The 18,068-nt window shown below is 43.2% G+C and carries 18 protein-coding genes; 6 read left to right on the forward strand and 12 right to left on the reverse strand.

All coding sequences use genetic code 11. The features are described from left to right. The first annotated feature begins 41 nt into the window (after nucleotides 1–41). Nucleotides 42–2,522, forward strand: a complete 2,481-nt coding sequence (locus F6K51_RS04920; protein WP_293018522.1) for a hypothetical protein — start codon at nucleotides 42–44, stop codon at nucleotides 2,520–2,522. A gap of 482 nt (nucleotides 2,523–3,004) precedes the next feature. Here F6K51_RS04920 and F6K51_RS04925 read toward each other — a convergent pair whose 3' ends face one another. The 12 genes from F6K51_RS04925 to F6K51_RS04980 all read right to left on the reverse strand — a co-directional run bounded on the left by F6K51_RS04925 (nucleotide 3,005) and on the right by F6K51_RS04980 (nucleotide 14,711). Then, nucleotides 3,005–5,938 (reverse strand): hypothetical protein, encoded by a 2,934-nt coding sequence (locus tag F6K51_RS04925; RefSeq protein WP_293018523.1) that lies wholly within the window; start codon nucleotides 5,936–5,938, stop codon nucleotides 3,005–3,007. 578 nt (nucleotides 5,939–6,516) lie between these two features. Further along, entirely contained in the window at nucleotides 6,517–6,858 is a 342-nt protein-coding gene (locus tag F6K51_RS04930) for a hypothetical protein (RefSeq protein WP_293018525.1), read from the reverse strand. Nucleotides 6,859–6,867: 9 nt separating this feature from the next. Then, the gene (locus tag F6K51_RS04935) at nucleotides 6,868–7,230 is read right to left on the reverse strand and encodes a hypothetical protein (RefSeq protein ID WP_293018527.1); all 363 of its coding nucleotides are present in this window, start codon (nucleotides 7,228–7,230) and stop codon (nucleotides 6,868–6,870) included. Next, the gene (locus tag F6K51_RS04940; RefSeq protein ID WP_293018529.1) at nucleotides 7,206–10,790 is read right to left on the reverse strand and encodes a hypothetical protein; all 3,585 of its coding nucleotides are present in this window, start codon (nucleotides 10,788–10,790) and stop codon (nucleotides 7,206–7,208) included. The genes F6K51_RS04935 and F6K51_RS04940 overlap by 25 nt, the downstream gene beginning before the upstream one ends. Beyond that, the gene (locus F6K51_RS04945) at nucleotides 10,763–11,155 is read right to left on the reverse strand and encodes a hypothetical protein (protein ID WP_293018530.1); all 393 of its coding nucleotides are present in this window, start codon (nucleotides 11,153–11,155) and stop codon (nucleotides 10,763–10,765) included. Before F6K51_RS04945 ends, F6K51_RS04940 begins: the two co-directional genes overlap by 28 nt. A 4-nt stretch (nucleotides 11,156–11,159) precedes the next feature. Next, the gene (locus tag F6K51_RS04950; RefSeq protein ID WP_293018531.1) at nucleotides 11,160–11,438 is read right to left on the reverse strand and encodes a hypothetical protein; all 279 of its coding nucleotides are present in this window, start codon (nucleotides 11,436–11,438) and stop codon (nucleotides 11,160–11,162) included. Further along, nucleotides 11,438–12,319 carry a hypothetical protein gene (locus F6K51_RS04955; RefSeq protein WP_293018532.1) on the reverse strand — a complete coding sequence of 294 codons (882 nt, stop codon included), beginning with the start codon at nucleotides 12,317–12,319 and terminating at the stop codon, nucleotides 11,438–11,440. Before F6K51_RS04955 ends, F6K51_RS04950 begins: the two co-directional genes overlap by 1 nt. Continuing rightward, the gene (locus tag F6K51_RS04960) at nucleotides 12,319–12,561 is read right to left on the reverse strand and encodes a hypothetical protein (RefSeq protein WP_293018534.1); all 243 of its coding nucleotides are present in this window, start codon (nucleotides 12,559–12,561) and stop codon (nucleotides 12,319–12,321) included. Before F6K51_RS04960 ends, F6K51_RS04955 begins: the two co-directional genes overlap by 1 nt. Before the next feature lie 165 nt (nucleotides 12,562–12,726). Beyond that, nucleotides 12,727–13,425 carry a hypothetical protein gene (locus F6K51_RS04965; RefSeq protein WP_293018535.1) on the reverse strand — a complete coding sequence of 233 codons (699 nt, stop codon included), beginning with the start codon at nucleotides 13,423–13,425 and terminating at the stop codon, nucleotides 12,727–12,729. Between the two features lie 4 nt (nucleotides 13,426–13,429). Then, entirely contained in the window at nucleotides 13,430–13,813 is a 384-nt protein-coding gene (locus F6K51_RS04970) for a hypothetical protein (protein WP_293018537.1), read from the reverse strand. Further along, complete coding sequence (locus F6K51_RS04975) at nucleotides 13,810–14,205, reverse strand: hypothetical protein (protein ID WP_293018539.1); 396 nt, start codon at nucleotides 14,203–14,205, stop codon at nucleotides 13,810–13,812. The genes F6K51_RS04970 and F6K51_RS04975 overlap by 4 nt, the downstream gene beginning before the upstream one ends. Next, complete coding sequence (locus F6K51_RS04980; protein ID WP_293018541.1) at nucleotides 14,190–14,711, reverse strand: hypothetical protein; 522 nt, start codon at nucleotides 14,709–14,711, stop codon at nucleotides 14,190–14,192. Before F6K51_RS04980 ends, F6K51_RS04975 begins: the two co-directional genes overlap by 16 nt. A gap of 4 nt (nucleotides 14,712–14,715) precedes the next feature. Between F6K51_RS04980 and F6K51_RS04985 the strand changes: the two genes are divergently transcribed. The 5 genes from F6K51_RS04985 to F6K51_RS05005 all read left to right on the forward strand — a co-directional run bounded on the left by F6K51_RS04985 (nucleotide 14,716) and on the right by F6K51_RS05005 (nucleotide 18,062). After that, nucleotides 14,716–15,456, forward strand: a complete 741-nt coding sequence (locus F6K51_RS04985) for a hypothetical protein (protein WP_293018543.1) — start codon at nucleotides 14,716–14,718, stop codon at nucleotides 15,454–15,456. 164 nt (nucleotides 15,457–15,620) lie between these two features. Beyond that, nucleotides 15,621–16,550: a major capsid protein gene (locus F6K51_RS04990; protein ID WP_293018545.1), complete on the forward strand. Its 930-nt coding sequence runs from the start codon at nucleotides 15,621–15,623 to the stop codon at nucleotides 16,548–16,550. A 10-nt stretch (nucleotides 16,551–16,560) separates the two neighbouring features. Then, nucleotides 16,561–16,986, forward strand: a complete 426-nt coding sequence (locus F6K51_RS04995) for a hypothetical protein (RefSeq protein WP_293018547.1) — start codon at nucleotides 16,561–16,563, stop codon at nucleotides 16,984–16,986. Beyond that, complete coding sequence (locus F6K51_RS05000) at nucleotides 16,986–17,414, forward strand: hypothetical protein (protein WP_293018550.1); 429 nt, start codon at nucleotides 16,986–16,988, stop codon at nucleotides 17,412–17,414. Before F6K51_RS04995 ends, F6K51_RS05000 begins: the two co-directional genes overlap by 1 nt. A gap of 6 nt (nucleotides 17,415–17,420) precedes the next feature. Further along, nucleotides 17,421–18,062 carry a hypothetical protein gene (locus F6K51_RS05005; RefSeq protein ID WP_293018552.1) on the forward strand — a complete coding sequence of 214 codons (642 nt, stop codon included), beginning with the start codon at nucleotides 17,421–17,423 and terminating at the stop codon, nucleotides 18,060–18,062. Nucleotides 18,063–18,068 lie beyond the last annotated feature (6 nt).

Below are 18,068 nucleotides of genomic sequence, written 5' to 3' on the forward strand. Positions count from 1 at the left end.
AACTATCTTACGGTAACTTTAAGCACTCATGCTGCGCATAGATGGCAGAAGAAGAGGTTCAAGCAAACTACCGTTCACTTAAAGTATTTATTGGTGAACAATTTGGACTTCAGCAACCAGTAGAGCAACTTGAAAATAGACCTACTCAGGAAAGACAACAATTACTGGCTGAAGATTTAGTCGATGTAATTGAAAAAATGGAAAAAACGCCACATAAAATTGAAATTATTAATGACCTTCTCAACAAAACCAAAGCTCTAACAGAATCTTTAGAAAAATCACATAAAGAAGGATTTGATGCTATAGGTATAGACTTAGAAAATGTTAAAGCTGTCACTGTCCAAATCAATAATGTAATCTCAGAAGGAGGAGCTAAAGTTTTAGGGATAAAAGCAAGAAACTTAGAAGCAGATCGTGTAATTGTTGGAGATATTAAAGCAAAAAAAGTAGATTCACCATTCTCCAATCCTGCGGGTCTGGATTCAATTTTGAGCCTTTTTATGTCTAAGGTAGATAACCTTAATACTGGTGATATTATTAATTTAACACTACAAAATACTCCTCAAAATATTCCTCGTAGCGGTGTTATAAAATATATTGTTGGAATAGATCTAGGCGATGGTGAAACTTGTTTATCATATGTTGCTGCTAACTACTTACCAAAACAAATGAACTCACCAGAACAAATGACCTGTTTTGCTATGGATGGCAAAAAAACTATTCCCAGTGCGATAGCAAAGTTAGGTAACGGAGTCATAACTATTGGTGAATCCGCCATGGTGCGATCTGATGTAAGAGAACTGGAAATTAATTTTAAGTGTGAACCAAATAAGAAGAATAATCTGTGGATTGCAAATAGAGATAATCTCTATTTATTTATATCAAAAATATTTGATGCTTTTTCCAAAGAGAATCCACAAGTGGCAGAGAATTGTGAAGTATATATTGGTTGTCCATCTGCTTGGAAAGATGAATCACGGGAAAAATATCAAAAACATTTCGAGGAATACTTTGATGGTAAAGATAGGCCACGCTGCTGGATAGTTCCCGAATCAAGGGCTGCTATAATTCAAGCTCTTAATGTGTTAACCATATGTGAAGATTCGTATAGTAAACAAGTTCTTCGTAAACTTCGTAAACTTATTGACAATAAAGACAATAAAAACTATAAAGACAATAAAAACTATAAAGTTTTATTAATTGATATTGGATCTTCGACGACAGATATTACTGTTCTCACTTATAATACTGATGATCATCTTGATGCGTTTGAAATTGAAGATTTAGGTGGAGATTTTGGACTAAAACTAGTTGATGAGCAGTTGCTAAGAACACTTTGCCGCATACACCCAGATGGGAAAAAATTCAAAGCATTAGCAGACAATCATGAGAATAAAAAGTTTCTACTGTATTTGTGTCGGCTTGCTAAAGAATATGCATTTGATTGTAGTGTTGACCCAAGTAATTTGTTAAAACAGCGAGAATGGGCTAAAAATTGTTGGGATTTACTGATTTCACTTAATCTTCAAAATTGTTTGTCGGATCCCTTCATTTGGAATAATGGGGAGTCATGGCTTGACCACTATCGCTCTTTACTAAAAACATTAAAAAGTTTACCATTATCTGATCATCCAGAAGTCGTAATTTTAACAGGTGGTGGTTCAAAGATTCAGCAACTTCTGGATGAAGTAAAAGAAGTATTTCCAAACGCCTCTTTAGTCCGCGATCCAGAACCTTCTCTGAGTGTTGCTCGTGGGTTAGCAGGTTATGGGCAATGTCATCATAATGTTGAGCGTTTTTATAATGATGCAATCTCCCTAATTTGGGGTGAAAAGTTTGAGTCAGTGGTTTCCTCTGAATTGAGTCCATTTGTAAGTGAAGTCGCTCAGCTATTTGAAGAATCATGGACTGAGGCAGTCTGGACACCGATGGCTAATCACTGGAAGGATAAACCCTTAAACTTACCTAGTCAAGGAGGGTTATATCCCTATGCATTACAGCTTTACCGAAAATGGCTAAATAAAGGTAAGAAACGTCTTTTTGAACCTGCATTTGATCGTCTTAGTAAAGTTGCTAATGAAGGATTGAAAAACGATATTAGAAAGTTAGGGGATCGCTTTGGTATTCCTGTAGGAAGCTTCAAGATTGAGCTACAGTTGTTACCAACTGACTTTTTTATATACAACGCTCCTGGCGGAGGCTGGATCTCAACTGCTGTTAAATTATACCGTACGTACGAAGACATTTTTTTTCAAGGTATTGACCACACCCCAAACTGGTTAAAAAAATTCGTTGACTCATCTGGATACCTTGATTCAGCTCTTTCAAGACAAAGAACCTGGAATCGTGTAAAGGGTAGTATTCTTGGAACTTGGTATAGTATGGGTGTTCCTTCAGATATGCAGCAACGTATTATTGCCTTCGTGAGAAAAGAAGCAAAAAGAGAATTAGAACAACAATTACATATTGTCGAAAAGCTTCTATTAGAAAATCACAAGTTATTTCAGGACAAACCCATCTAATTTTTTGAATCCCAAATATAGCATTTAAAACGAGTTGTAAAGTTATAGATTGTCAAAAAATGCAATAGGCAATAGGGGCAATAAATCCAGAGTTTTATAGTAAAATAAAATAAGACATAAACAGTTAACATCTCAAATGAAAATGCTATCCAAATTTGGGCGTTGCTTAATAAATAATGGAATGATTTTAGCGGAAAATAGGCTAATAGGATGTTCTGATTCTGGGACACTTGGTCTAATTCTATGAGACTCAACTTTGGTCTAATAGTCTGCTTAAATTACGTGAAATAGTTTGGGTGTTGGGATGATTCTCTCCTAACTGCTGGACAGCAATCGCTTAGTGTGACTAAAGGTCAATTGCGGAAATTGGATTGGCGGGTTGGGGATTTTTACCGTTGAGTATGGATGGGGTCAGGGATGGAGTGCGATCGCAAAATGCCCTCTCCACTAGGGTTTTAGCCATTAATTGGAAAAAACGAACTTCAGTATTTACCCATAGACCGTGGTGATACCAATTGTTTGGCTTTAGTCTGAGGGTCAAAATCTAAACTAGGGTCAAGTTCTAAGGCTTTTTCAAACTTAGGAATGGCCTCATCAATCTTACCCTCTTGTGCTAGCATTTCGCCTTTCAAAAGGAAAAATGTTGCAGAAGCTTCCACCCCACAAAGACGACGCTCTTTATCACTAGCATTGGGGTTATTTTTCAGGTAGCCACTCAGCTGATTGCAAGCCTGTTTGAGGAGTTCCTCTCGGTTAAAGTTCCACAACTTCACCGTATTGTCATAACTAGTAGAAGCGAGGTATTTTCCATCCGGGCTGAAGGTTACAGCCTTGACCGAATCCTGATGCCCCCTCAAGGTTTCAACCAATTTCCCCTCTCGCGTCCACAATTTCACGGTATTGTCATGACTAGCAGAAGCAAGGTATTTTCCATCCGGGCTGAAGGTTACAGCCGAGACCCAATTCTGATGCCCAATCAAGGTTTCAACCAATTTCCCCTCTCGCGTCCACAATTTCACGGTATTGTCATAACTAGCAGAAGCAAGGTATTTTCCATCCGGGCTGAAGGTTACAGCCATGACATAATACTGATGCCCAATCAAGGTTTCAACCAATTCCCCCTCAGTAGTCCACAATTTCACCGTATCATAATTAGCAAAAGCGAGGTACTTGCTATCGGGACTGAAGGTTACAGCCGTGATACCATCATAATGATCCCCCCTCAAGGTTTCAACCAATTTCCCCTCTCGCGTCCACAATTTCACGGTATTGTCATAAGTAGAAGCGAGGTATTTTCCATCCGGGCTGAAGGTTACAGCCGAGACCTTATCCTGATGCCCCCTCAAGGTTTCAACCAATTTCCCCTCTCGCGTCCACAATTTCACCGTCTTGTCATAACTAGCAGAAGCAAGGTATTTTCCATCCGGGCTGAAGGTTATAGCCGAGACCTTATCCTGATGCCCCCTCAAGGTTTCAACCAATTCCCCCTCTCGCGTCCACAACTTCACCGTATTGTCATAACTAGCAGAAGCAAGGTATTTTCCATCCGGGCTGAAGGTTACAGCCGAGACCAAACCCTGATGCCCCCTCAAGGTTTCAACCAATTCCCCCTCTCGCGTCCACAATTTCACCGTACTGTCATAACTAGCAGAAGTTAGGTACTTGCCATCCGGGCTGAAGGTTACAGCCCAGACCTTATCCTGATGCCCCCTCAAGGTTTCACCCAATTCCCCCTCTCGCGTCCACAATTTCACCGTATTGTCATTACTAGCAGAAGCGAGATATTTTCCATCCGGGCTGAAGGTTACAGCCCTGACCAAACCCTGATGCCCAATCAAGGTTTCAACCAATTCCCCCTCTCGCGTCCACAACTTCACCGTATTGTCATAACTAGCAGAAGCGAGGTATTTTCCATCTCGGGTGAAGGCCATGAGGTCTCCACTGAAACCGAAGGCTTTACACAAAAGACGCTCATCCTCAGGCACATTCAAGGTTTCAAGCAATTCTCCCTCTCGCGTCCACAACTTTACCTGACACTCATCACTAGCAGAAGCGAGGTATTTTCCATCCGGACTGAAGGTTACATGTATGACATCATACTGATGCCCAATCAAGGTTTCAACCAATTCCCCCTCTCGCGTCCACAATTTCACGGTATCGTCAGCACTAGCAGAAGCGAGGTATTTTCCATCCGGGCTGAAGGTTACAGCCCAGACCTTATCCTGATGGCCACTCAAGGTTTCAACCAATTCCCCCTCTCGCGTCCACAATTTGACTGTATTGTCAGCACTAGCAGAAGCGAGGTATTTTCCATCCGGGCTGAAGATTTCCGAGTACCCAAAGTGATGCCCAATCAAGGTTTCAACCAATTCCCCCTCTCGCGTCCACAACTTCACCGTATTGTCCCTACTAGCAGAAGCGAGGTATTTTCCATCCGGGCTGAAGGTTACAGCCCAGACCCTATCCTGATGGCCAATCAAGGTTTCAACCAATTCCCCCTCTCGCGTCCACAATTTCACGGTATTGTCATCACTAGCAGAAGCGAGGTATTTTCCATCCGGACTGAAGGTTACAGCCCAGACCCTATCCTGATGCCCAATCAAGGTTTCAACTAATTTCCCCTCAGCAGTCCACAATTTCACCGTATTATCACCACTAGCAGAAGCGAGGTACTTGCTATCGGGACTGAAGGTTACAGCCAAGGCCATATCCTGATGCCCACTAAAACGGTTAATCTCTCTTAGTTGATACACAGTTTGTCGTAGCAAGTTTACACCTTGAATCAGAACATCTGTCGTTGGTTTCTTAGCTTGCTGTAATTCTCGATTTAGTTCAATTGCACCCAACTGAACATCCAAGGTTTTCTCTCCTGAGACTAAGCGGGACTTTAACGTTGCCATTTTGGCTTGAAGATTCGCATTTTCTTTACCGATAAGCGCCTCACGCCATTGCCAAATAGCCACTGCTGCTAGGACAGAAATTGTTACAAACCCTACTGTTATTAAGCCTATAATACTTTGACGCTGGCGTTTTTGGGATTTCTGACTCAAGCCAATAAACTCCTGTTCTGTTACCTTGTTGTAATTTACCTCACCACCAGATACTTGCAAGTTTTCCCCTTCCCCTTGGTTTAAATTCTTGATTTCTCTTGCTAATGCTTCAATCTCCTGGGCAAATTGAGAATCTGCTGCCATCGCCTCTTGCAAATACTTAGATACAACTTCTACATGAGTCTTTGAACCTTGTTCAGCAGCTAGCAAAGCTACTTCAGCCCTGGGATTACTCCTTAACTTATCAATAATCTTCTGGCGCAGGGGCTGAGCTTTTTCTATGGCTGCCTCAGTGAACTTTTCTACTGTAGTTTCCGCAGCTTTCGTACCGATAAAGGCTAGGGCGGCAATGGCTAGAGGTTCCATATCTGAGTAACTAGGGTAGATTAACTAGGGCTACAATGAGTACATACAGCCAGACTTATTTTCCTTCCGGATTAATTCTGATCAAACAATCAAACGTCCATGAATTTACCTAGCTACGTTATTACCGACAGCGGAGCGTGAAAGAAAAGGGATTAGGGATAAAGGGATGGAAAGTTATGTTCCTCCCTGGCTGCTCTTTTTCCGGAAAAGTTGGGTAGAAATTCCCAAACAATGGGAGTGAGCGCTCTGATATCATCTCACTAATACATCTAGTGTATTTCTTTTATATATATAGGATTGCTTGCAAGATGTAGCAAACTGGTTGACAATATACAACAAACTGGTTGGCAATATACAGCAAACTAGACATGTCAAGACATTGGGGTTTTAGCAAACTGGTTGGTCAGATTGAGCAAACTGGACAGAGTTGGATATTATGTCTAGAGATTCGAGTATAAGGATAGGGATTCGGCATATCCGACCCTACGCGATCGCCTCCCCACTTTTCCTCGATGCCTGGCTAAGCTGCTCTGTCTGATTTCCCCTCCAAACTAGACACAGTTTGACAATATGTCCAATTAGACAACTTCTACAAACTGGCAGGTCATCTCCCAGATCAAATCCCCCTGCTCTACCCCTAGGGGAGTGACTGACCAGGACTGACAATAGAAGTCTCTGTACCCAACATTTGCATCTGGCCTCCATTGGAAGGGAGTACGCCCCTCATACTGTTCTAGGATTGACACAGTGGTTAACATTTCTGAATTGGTTAGCTTTGGGGCAGTTATTGTCCATTCTTCTCTCTTGCTGCCTGGTACTCTACTGGATAATAAATAACCATCACCCAACTTCGTCTTAAAGTCCGTTGCACTTGTAGTTTTGGTTGCCCCAAACTTGGGGACTAAATCTAAAATAGCCATTCTTGTCCATCATTCAATCAGTGGGATTTCTCCATTCAGTACTCTCTTAACCTCGTATTCCATGGCATTTGCAGGGTAAGAATCCCCCTGAGCAATCCTTGTTATCGCCGCCGCGATCGCGGTACAGTACTGCCGCAGCTGCAAAATCGATAGCTTTTCATGAATGATGTCTTTGGTATTTAAATCATATCCAATTATTCCTACGTGAAGTTTTTTCATAGCTTGTTTATGCAAGTATTCAGGCCGTCTATTTTCCCATAAGTCCAGCTCATAAATTAGCTCCAAAAGTTCTCGTTCTTGTCTCAAAAGTTTTTGATAATAGGGAATGAGAGGTAAGGGAACATCCCCTAAGTCTTGATGAAATAAACACATTTTGGGTAGTTGAATAAATTTTTGGATTGTTTCAGCAAAGCGATCGCCTCAATAATTTCTGCTTCCCAAAAACCAAAGAACTCCCGATACTCTATTCCGTTGGCCTGAAAGGTAGGCTGAGATGCGGCAAAGCTACCTTTCATTGAACCACTGTCTATATATTGAGATACCAGGTAGTCGTAGCTGGCTTTGATTAGTCGTAGGGTAACAGCAGGGTTGCCACCGGCTAGATTGCAATAGATTGAAGCCCGAAGTGCAAAAGCGGCAAAGTGGGGGGTGTGGTAGTTTACTTCTGGGTCTGTAAACTCAGGGAAGTCAGAAGGAGGTTGAAAGCTACGGCGGGTGGAATAGAGTTTACTCAGCCATTGAGCAAACCGCATGGATACCAGACCAGCTCTTTCGGTCAAAGACCTGATATTGCTGGGTGCAGCTCCTGGATATTGGCCACTAGCAAGCAAGTACCAAGCGTGGCAAACTGATTCCCATGGCCGACAATAATAGCCTTCCCACTGGCTGTTAGGGTCTACAGCATTCCATGTCCATTGGTTTATCCCTTCCGGCACATATTCTCCCGCATCCCAATACTCCCATCCAAATCCTGGAGCGAATGGTCCAGTAGTTTTGTTAACATTCTGCTCTCTATAGACCTCCTGAGATTCGGACATAAAGTCTAGGACTTGGCTAAGCCGCTCCCAATATCCTCTTTTGACGTAGTAAGCCGGGTACTGATAGCCCGTCATTGGGATACCTCGCCAGGCATCTATAACTTGGCCTCCCTGGCCATCACTAACCACGTTGGCGGTAAATGGTACAACACCAGGGGAAAATTTCAGTGCAGAGGAGGGGGAGTTTAGAGCTTCAAAGTTACCGACCCATAGAATATGCTCTTCTCTGATTCTGGACACAACCAGGGCTTTGTAAGTCTGCACCGGGACTGGTAGTGTATTTGGCTCTTCAGAGACCCACCAGAAGTATGTTGTGGTTGTTCCATCAACTGCTTCAACTTCTAGACCTGAGATCACAGCAGACCCAGGTGGAGACTCGTCATCTGAGTCTTCAAAATCATTTTCTGTCAAAGTAAGCGATCGCCACTCACTTTGCTCTAGCTTTTTACGGTACTTTTTTCCATTGACAGTAACTGCCAAGTTAGCTTCCCCTGTTCCTTCATGCTTCATGTATACCTTCAGCGGGAACCGTGGGGGAGTACCAAGCATGACCAGTCCTCCTCCGGCAAAGTCACTGTTTTTGTCTAGGGTCAGCTGCCAGACTGGGGTAACTATTCCACCAATTGGCGAATCTTCTATCTTGGTTGCGATCGCGCGTCCACTGCTTCCGGAATAAACAAAAACCGGCTGTTCTGCAATGTACGGATGCCAGGAAGTCTTGCTTTTATCCCACAAAAAGAACTCTTCCGGCTTAAAGGTCTTGGATGTGGGAGTCCCAGAACCAGGTACTAGCAGGTGAGCGATATAGTAAAGGCTAAAATCAAACGGATTATCTGATAGTGATAGTACAATTTCTAGGTCAGCTGGGCGATTGCAGGCTGCCTCTACAAATACCTCCGAGACCTCTTCCATGTAAATGCTGACCGCGAAGTTCTGTAGTTCAATAGATGGAAAGGGGTCAGCATCCCTTGATACGTTTATTTGGATCCAATCTTTTTTGTTTCCGGTAGTGACCCTTGATGCTGTGAACGTTCTACTGGAAGGAACAGGAATGACCTGAGAGCCAGGGTAAGAGAATGGGTTAATAGTGTCATCTTTTTTGTACCAAGATGACGGATTTATTACTTCCGCTGCGATCACCTCACTGTAAACAGTACAATTGTACGCATTCAGGAACCGTTGTTCATTGGTCAACCGATACAGCAAGTCAAATGCATCCGCTGACCAGGGAAAGACATCGATAGCCCCAAGAGCTTCTCCTGGGCGCAGTGGTCGCCACATCGGGTAGGGTTCAAACAGTTGATTAATCCGAATCACTACCCCGGTATAAGTCGAGTAGACCACTTTAGCTTGACCTGTGTATGGGGTAGACAAAACAATCTTGCCAGGAGGCTCTGAGGTTGGAGTTGGAGCGCGACCGCCGGGAGACTCAGAATCCCCATATTGTCGGGATATGACTCCATCAAGCATGACATTGGTCACCCAGTAATCAATGGGAACAGGAGTTGTGCTGACCGTGGGAGAGTATACATTCTGCCAGAGTAAGCGATCGCTGGCATCATAAACCTTGTAAACGTTTGCCAAAAACTCACCAAAATCAGGACTGCCGTGCTGGATGAAGGACACTCCATTTACAAAATTCAACACAAGGTCAAAATGCCCCATGTTCAGCGGATCTCCGGTAGTAGAGGCAGCTCCTTTTGAAGTGAATGGTTCTTTGATGTTGATCAGCCAGTGGGGAACCCGTATGCCATCACTTGGCTGCCAGTTTTGAGGGATGGGTACAACAAAGTAGTTATTAAGTAATGCATCCCCTGTTCGCACAGCAAGAGTTATCCAGTCAGTATTGCCAGTAGCCTGATATGCTAGGCAAGCAGCCCGAGCTATTACTGATTGCCCTTCTGATGGACCAGCAGATGGCGGGAAATACCCACCCCGCCCTAGGGTTGTATGAAAGCTATTGACAATCAGGTACTGCGGATTCATCACCAATGGATATTCCTGTCGGGTGTACCTGTTGAGCCATTCCAGTGACTCTTGTAGGAATTGATCTATTTGTTGGTCAGGCATCGAGGCTGCGATCGCATTGACCACAGATTCGCGATCGCCATAATAGTCAAACAAATTCTCTATCTCAAGGGCGATCGTGGGCTTAAACGGCTGATTGTTTTTCTTGAAGGTTGCACTAAAATTCCACCAACCATCTCCCAGGTGGTCAACGCGCCACTCCTTGCAGTTGTAGACCTTTCCGGTTTGGCCTGGCAGGTTGAACTCAAAGCTGTTCCCGCAGCGTTCCCCCAAGAACGTTAATACCTCTTTCGTTTCCTCCGGTGACAATACTGCGGTTACCGACCATGAGTTATCAACAGCATTCATCCCAAAGCTAGCCCTAGTGTCAACTCCTCCCCTGATCCTTTCCCCCAAGTACCTAGCATCGTAAGACTGAGATGATCCATAATGGAGCACCAACGGAATTGTTGGATGAGTTGTGGTTAGATCGCTTTCTCTGATCAAGCATTCATTGACCTCCCAATAATTGGTCAGAGTTAATGTCAAAGCTATTTGCCAGTAGCCTTCCCCGACAGGTATTTCTTGCCAGCGATCGCAAAAAAAATCCTGGAGTGGATAATCAGGTGATAACCTCCACTCTAGGATTTTTTCGCCCCTAGATACTCTTAATACATTCAATATACTGTTTTTGTCATTGGTAGGGATTGCGATAGTTCTCAATTCCCATGACTCTGAGACTATCCTGCTGCACGGCAAAGCTAATTGATCATAGCCATCACCTAACCGTTCATTGAACGACTCAACAGTAAAAATGTGACTAATCCCATCAACTGACAGTGGCAACTCTAGTAACATGATTAACTTCGGTGTAGAGGTATTTGCCAACTTCTGAAAGAGGTTGCAGTATATTCAACCTCAAATCCAAAACTAGTTAATATCTGCTTTAATTCCATCACAGCCGTATCTCTTGAACTGCGAACACCTTTCTCGAATTGAATCTGGAATTCGCCGTCTTGGAACTCTTTGACACCGTATCTACCTAGACTTAGCAAATCTGGGTTTAAACCGTCAGGGATGGAGTTCGATGGTTCTAGCTCTTCGAGTATATCGACTAAGCGATCGCTATACTCAGTTTCATTTAACTCATCAAACTTGCTGATTTTTTCTAGTGTTACTTTCAGAGAGGATACCCCCTCGGGAGGTATCTTTAGTAGCTTGATTATGGGATTGATTGGGACTATTAGACTCATCTATTCACTCAAGATAAACACATAATGCTGACATCACCACTGGATTCAGCTTCTTACTGTCAAATAATTGCTTCAGTATTTTCTTAGTGCGATCGCTTATCAGGGTTTTATCCGCTGAATCGGATTTGTCTTTGAAAGGCAGAAAGTCTAGTGGAGTTGATTGATTTCCTTTTTCTGTGGCAAACCCATTGAACAATCCCGACCAGCCAACAGCTTGAGTGTAAGAAGCTATATTGGCATTCTCTCGTCTCTCTTGCTCAAAGAATTGAAGACAATCGAGCACTAGCCAGGTTGATTGACATAAGAATTGTTCCCAGCTTGAAAATCTGGGATCTGAGATTCGATAGGATTGAATTCTCCAGTAGACATTTCTCCAATCAATGGGTTTGTAGTCTTGATCTGGCCATTCTCTTGCCCAGCTGGTAACTTTCCCTCATTGCCGGGTTCTTGCTCTTTTGCCTTTTCTCTCTGATAAAAATCATATATTGCCTCAACTAGTTCTTGATCTAGTGATGATGTATCTTCAAGCGTCCAATCCTGAGAGCCTGTCTCTTCTTGTTTCGTCTGCAAGTTGTACAAGAAACCTATACAGTTAGATTGAATCGGTTTCGATAATGGAGCCACAGTTAAGACCGTTTCTCCTATGTCGTGATTGCGAACTGATTCGGCAATACAATCCCCAATTTTTATCAAGTCTCCATCTTGCACATAAAATCCTAACTCTTCAACAAGTATGCCAGTTCCGTTGATATCTATACTCCTTTTTACTCTAACAGGATAAGCCACCCGGTTTTGAATCATTACGGTAGCTACAATTGCTTTTAGCTGGTTAGCTGGAATTTTTAGCTTTGCTAAAGATTCCATTTCTTGTGGATACTCAAAAAGTATATTTTCTTCACCCAAAACTTCAATATCTGAACTCTGTTGGGATGGAAAGATCAGACCCATCGCTTCTTCGCGAGAGATGTTTCTGTCTTCAGCAATCTTCCGAGCCAAGTCATGTATTATAACTTGACCTTGCAGCTGCTGGTATTCATGAGGATCGATTTTTTCGCATTCCCCCACCGTTGGGTAACCCAGCTTTTTCAGATATATGTATCCGGAATTTTCGTTGCCGATCGCAACTATTGAATGCTTTTTGCTGTTTAATAATGGTATTTTCATTAGTTGTTGTCGTAGAATACTTTGTAAAGTTCGTCGGGATGGCTAAAAGTAACAGGATTTACGGCGATCGCTACTGGCTCTGGTACTTTTATGTGATATTTGTGTTCATCGTTTCCAACAGTTATAGACCCACTTAATCCGCCCATGAAATAAGCTAAACCGCAAGATAGATAGTTATGATCAGGAGTCACGCAAATCAAAACTACCAATACGCCAGTACGATCAGATAACATATCTATCATGAATCAATGGCTACCTCCTCCGCCTGCTCCGTTGACAATGGCGGGTTGAACTGTATTTGTGAATGTATGAATCAAGTCAGGTTGAATACCCATAATTAGAGGGAGGGTGGGAACTGTGGGGAGATGGCCAGATGGGGAGATGGGGGAGATTTTTATTAAGGGTAATTATGCCGACATGATATGAGGAGATATTCTTACGAAACTACTCCCCTGAACTTGTAATTGAAAGGAATATCGTTTGACTTCGTTTTGATTCCCAGACTCGCTGAAATTTTTAACCTTTGCCGCCCCTCTTCTTACCTCCCCATCAGGAGTTGTGCATACGAAATAAACCTCTCTGCCAAAAAGCGCATCATCTTCGGCCACTGGCTTAATGATTTTAAATAATGCTTCATCACCTGGGATTGTGATACCAGATACGTCATAGGTTCTGTCTGAGCGAACCAGAACTGATTCCATTCCCGAACCTGATTGCAAATTTGTGGTATCCACTTCTTGTGGTTGTGTAGCGTAATTGAATTCCTGGATACCAAATAGTGGAACCAGTCCTGTGATAAAAGTTGCGGTAGAAGCTGTTGAGATATCAGCGATCGCTGGGCTAATGGTTATATCAGTAGCAGTAGTAGCGACTGTTGCATCTTCTATAACCAGTACATGTCTTCTGTCATTGCCGCTAAACGACAACCCTGTACCTGCTTTAATTGTCGTGCTAGCCTCTGCGGTCGCGGAAATAGATGTAGCTCCAGTTGCGGCATCCGCAGCAAGTGTAATCGTTTGTTCAGTTACTGTTCTTGAGCGATATGGCAAAAGCAATACCTCTAGCGTCGTATTTTTTAATTGAGTCTCTCCAAATGGGCGTGGCATTTCATCAAACTCCGTTAATCACAACTGGATCGTATACTAGCAGCCGAGCCTGCTCATAGCTCTGCTCCGTTATCGGCATGTAGGTATACTGTCGTACAGGCAAATTGGCAACGATCTTATCTAGAGCTGAAGATAAACTAGTCTCTCTGTTGAAATTCGTCAAAATCAAGACATAGTTGCGATCGCTGTACCTTTGTCCTGCACTCAAAAAGTCAATACGGGATTCTGGCACTCTCTGGATGAGGCATTGAATCTCATTTGGGACACTAGGAGGCTCTGGTGGACAAACCCACACAGCTTTCTGTCCGCTTGGGTATCGCCCCAGGTATTCTTCTAGTAATAGCTCTAGTCGATCCCTGAGTTCGGGCAGCGATAAAGATTGGCTCATCTAACAAAAACTAGGTTATATGAGTTGTATAACTCCTTGGTATCAAGGATATTTCTCGGTGAATAGGCAATTTCCCCAGATTTTCTCACAGTGACATTATCCCACTTCCAAATTGGAGAAGCGATCGCATCTTGCATCACCCCTCCAAATTCTGTGGCTGTAGATACCATAGCGTCGCCAAGGCTAGTGCCTGAGCGATTGTAGAAAAATGCGAATTGATGGCGGAAGTCGTACTCTGCGATCGCTACCCATGTCCATGGCCTAGCGGGAATCCTCGTTCCATTGCGCAAGACTGCTCCTTCATGGACAAAGACGACGTAGTCGGTCGTCCACGAGTAACGGGCAACCATCGTCTTTGTGCTTGGTAGATTCCACTCTAATTTCCAGGACATTGGTTGTATGGTTGAATATTTTGCATAATTCCTTGGATACTATTGCCAATGGTTGTTGTTACTATCTTGTGCCTAGACGGCATAACAGCTAGTAATAAAAAAGTACCTTGCATCTTTTCTTTGGTTGCAGGATCCGTGTAGACAATTTTACCATGATGCCTAGACCCTGGCCAAAGTATTGGAGGGATAATTTTGGGTGACACAGCTCTACCAAAAAGGAACACGTCTGTTGGGTTAATCCCAGAAATTTCCCTCTGGGACGAGGTTCCAGTTCTCATGCTTGCCGTAGGACTGGAAGGATGTAAAGAGGCTTGAATCATAATTTTAGTGTGCAGAATGACTGGGTTTCCTGTTTCAGGATCTTTTTTTGCACTAGAGGCTTGGGGAATTTCAAAAGTTAACATTGAATTGATTGGAAATATTGGATTTTTGCTCACGGTTGCAATTTGTCTATGATGTGATTTTTTGCTATTGTACAATTTATTGACTAATTGACTATCCAACACTGATATGGAAGAATCTATCAATTCAGAACAAGAACAGCAGCAGCCAGACGTAGACATTACTGCTGATCAAGATACTCAGGATCGAGAAGACGACATTCACGTCGGGTATAAGAAGGTGATGAGGAAGCTCAGAAAGGAGATTAATGACCTCAACGAAAAGCTTAAGGCTTTTGATGGAATTGACCCCGAAGAGTACCGAGCCTATGTAAGTCAGGCAGAAGAGGCGGAAAAGAAGAGACAGAAAACCATGGAGGAGCAGGCCAAGATCATCGCGTCTGAACGCGATCGCTCCTCCAGCTTGGCCAGTCAAGTCAAAAACTTGGAAAATCAGATAGACCAAATGCAAAAACAGTCAATGGTAAGCCAAGCATTCTACGATGCCGGAGGAAAAAAATCAGCTAAGTCTGCAAGCACTAGTTTTCTAGAGCTAGTGATGCCTCACGCCATCAGAAGGATTACCAGGGACGAGGATGGTAATTTAGTCGTGATGGAAGAAGGTGGTAGCTTGGTTGAAATCGACAAAAAGACCGGCAAGCCTATGACTGTCAGGGCATTAATGGAGCAGTATGCCAAAGATCCCGTATTAGGTATGGCTTTTGAACCGCGATCGCAAGCCTCTGGAAGTGGTTTCAGCCCTGGGGTGAAGTCATCCGCACCCAATAGAGTTTCTGTAGAAAAATTATTTAGTGAGATGACAGCAGAAGAGATGATGGACTATGCGATCAAACAAAGATCTAACTCTTGAAAATTTTTGTGTTAATATCTGGATGGCGAGATGAGTGATTCTATCGCTGCGCGGGATGCGCATTGTAGACTGTCTTGGTACAGGCAGCATGAGAGTGATTCAATTGCTGTGCAAGATTTGGATACAGAAAAAATTCAAACCAATTAGTTTTAGCAATAATTGCAATGGCCGCAACATTGTTAGAAACTGCTCGGCAATACGCTGCCCAGCAGGATTTTTTGGCTGCCGCAATTGTTCGGTATTACGCGGAGAGCAGCGAAGTACTGAGATTGTTGCAGTTTTCAGACATATCGGGAAATGCTATTAGTTACGACGTTTTGGAATCAATGCCAGATGTTGGATTTCGGGCAATAAATGAAGGCTACTCGGAGTCTACAGCCGTTTGGAAAAAAGAAATGGAGGCTTTGATGATCGCTGGAGGAGATCTTGATGTTGATGTGGCTTTAGTGTCAATGTTTCCTGAAAGCGATCTGAGAACTCAGCAGGAACTATTTAAAGTTCGAGCCTTATCGCTAGCATGGACAACAGCTTTTTTCAAGGGGATGAATTCTGCTGATGGTAGGCAGATGAACGGGCTTCAGGTAAGACTAGGGGACGAGGAGAATGAGTTGGTGATTAATGGCAATGGTGCATTATCATTAACGAATTTAGATAGGTTAATTTCTCGGGTAGACAATCCAACTCATCTGTTCATGGATGAAGAACTTAAGTTGAAGCTTCAGGCAGCGTCAAGAAACACTGATATTGCGGGCTTTATCACGTTCACTCCCGATGAATTTGGAAGACAAGTAGTTAGGTATCAAGGATTGCCAATTATTGGGCTAAAAAATGATAATGCGAGAAGAAGAATTCTCGGTTTTACAGAATCAAATCCACAAGGGAGTGGTAACAATTTCACATCTGTTTACTGTGTAGCTTTCCGACCAATGGGTCTTGTAGGTATACAAAACAAGCCTATTGAAGTTAGAAGGTTGGGAGAGATAAATGATAAACCAGCCTTTAGAAGTCGAGTTGAATGGTATTCTAGCTTTGCAATGTTCTCTAATTGTGCAGCTAGATTGATGGGTATATCCGATAATCCTGTAGTAGCTTGAAGGGGGGGACATGGCCAGAATATTAGGCTCTTTGAATTTCCCACGTCACCTTGGACGTGGGTTGGTTGATGCAAAGTTAATGCTGCGAGACATTAAATCTCCAGCGATCGCGGCTACTACAACTGAGCCTGCAATAGAATTTTTTCCGACGATCTGCGACTACTTCAAGATTCTTGTGATACAAAGAGCATTCACAGGATTTACAGCTACTACCGAACTTTGGACAATATCTTTTGAAGTAAGCGATTCAGCCAATGGAACTTTTACAGAAATTGGCAAAAAAGAACTAAATGGCACAGCAAAAGATCATGAAATCGCATTTACTGGCAATGAAATATACGACATCCTAAAAGATTCTAAGTGGATGCGAGCAAAAGCTACAAAAACCGGCACATCTGTAGGAAATCTGACCTATGGGGCTTTTATCGTATGGTAATGATTAAAAAAGGAGAAGAGACGCGATTTGTCCATGCTGTTGATTTACCAGGATGGCTCAATTCAGGCTGGGAACAATCAGAGGAAATAAATACCAAAGAGACTCAAAGTAAGCCTAAAACTCAAAATAAATACTTAGGAGGAGAGAGGCTTTACAAGGACGGAGAGTCAGTATTAATTCACAGTATAGATGTGTCGGGATGGCTAGAGGCTGGATGGAAAACGGAAGCACAATTACTCTTAGAGAATACTCAGAGCGAAAACAGTATAGAAAATGCGGAAGAAAGAGCAAGCGAAATTGCTAGTTTGCCGTGGCAGGAAATTCAGAAGTTAGCGGATCGTTATGGAGTGAAAAAGCCCCAAGGGACACCATGGAAAGATCTTGCTCATGCGATCGCGGAACGTGAACTAATGTCAACAAACCACTAAAAAATAGTGACTATACTATCTGAGGTACAATGCCTTGACATTGAAGCCCCTGTAGATCTTTTTAAGATCTACAGCGAACGCATTGCACCTTTTCATTTCACAAACATAGCTGGAGTAAGTTTCGGCGGGGTACTTTATCAAGCTATCCCGTGTCAGTTTGATTGGTTGAGTATTACCGGTGACGGGGCAATACCAAGCACTCGTTTGGTGGTTTCAGATGCCAGTGGGCTAATCAGCGGATTGATAGAGTCCCACGGCGGTATGGTAGGGGCAAAGTTGGAAGCAATTCAGACGTGGCGTTTGTTCTTAGACGGACAAGCAGCTCAAGATTCGACTCAGTTCCGTGGTCCATTAAAGTTGAGAATTAATCAGCAGACCTGGACTCCGATGGAACAAATAGAATTCGACTGTATCTCTAATTTTGATATAGAGCGGTTGACAGTCCCAGCACGGTCTTTTCTGCGGCGCTGCCAGTGGACTCTTGGGGATGAAAACTGTCGTGCCCCTGACAACCTACACTTTGATCTGGCTGGTAACCCTACCACAAGCGATCGCCGGGCTTGTGGTAAGGATTTAGCCAGCTGCCGCAGATACCACGGCCACGTTAAATTCTTTGGTGGATTTCCAGGCATTCAACGCTATTCTTAGACAACA

It is taken from the genome of Moorena sp. SIO3I8, assembly GCF_010692325.1.
Classification (GTDB): Bacteria; Cyanobacteriota; Cyanobacteriia; order Cyanobacteriales; family Coleofasciculaceae; genus Moorena.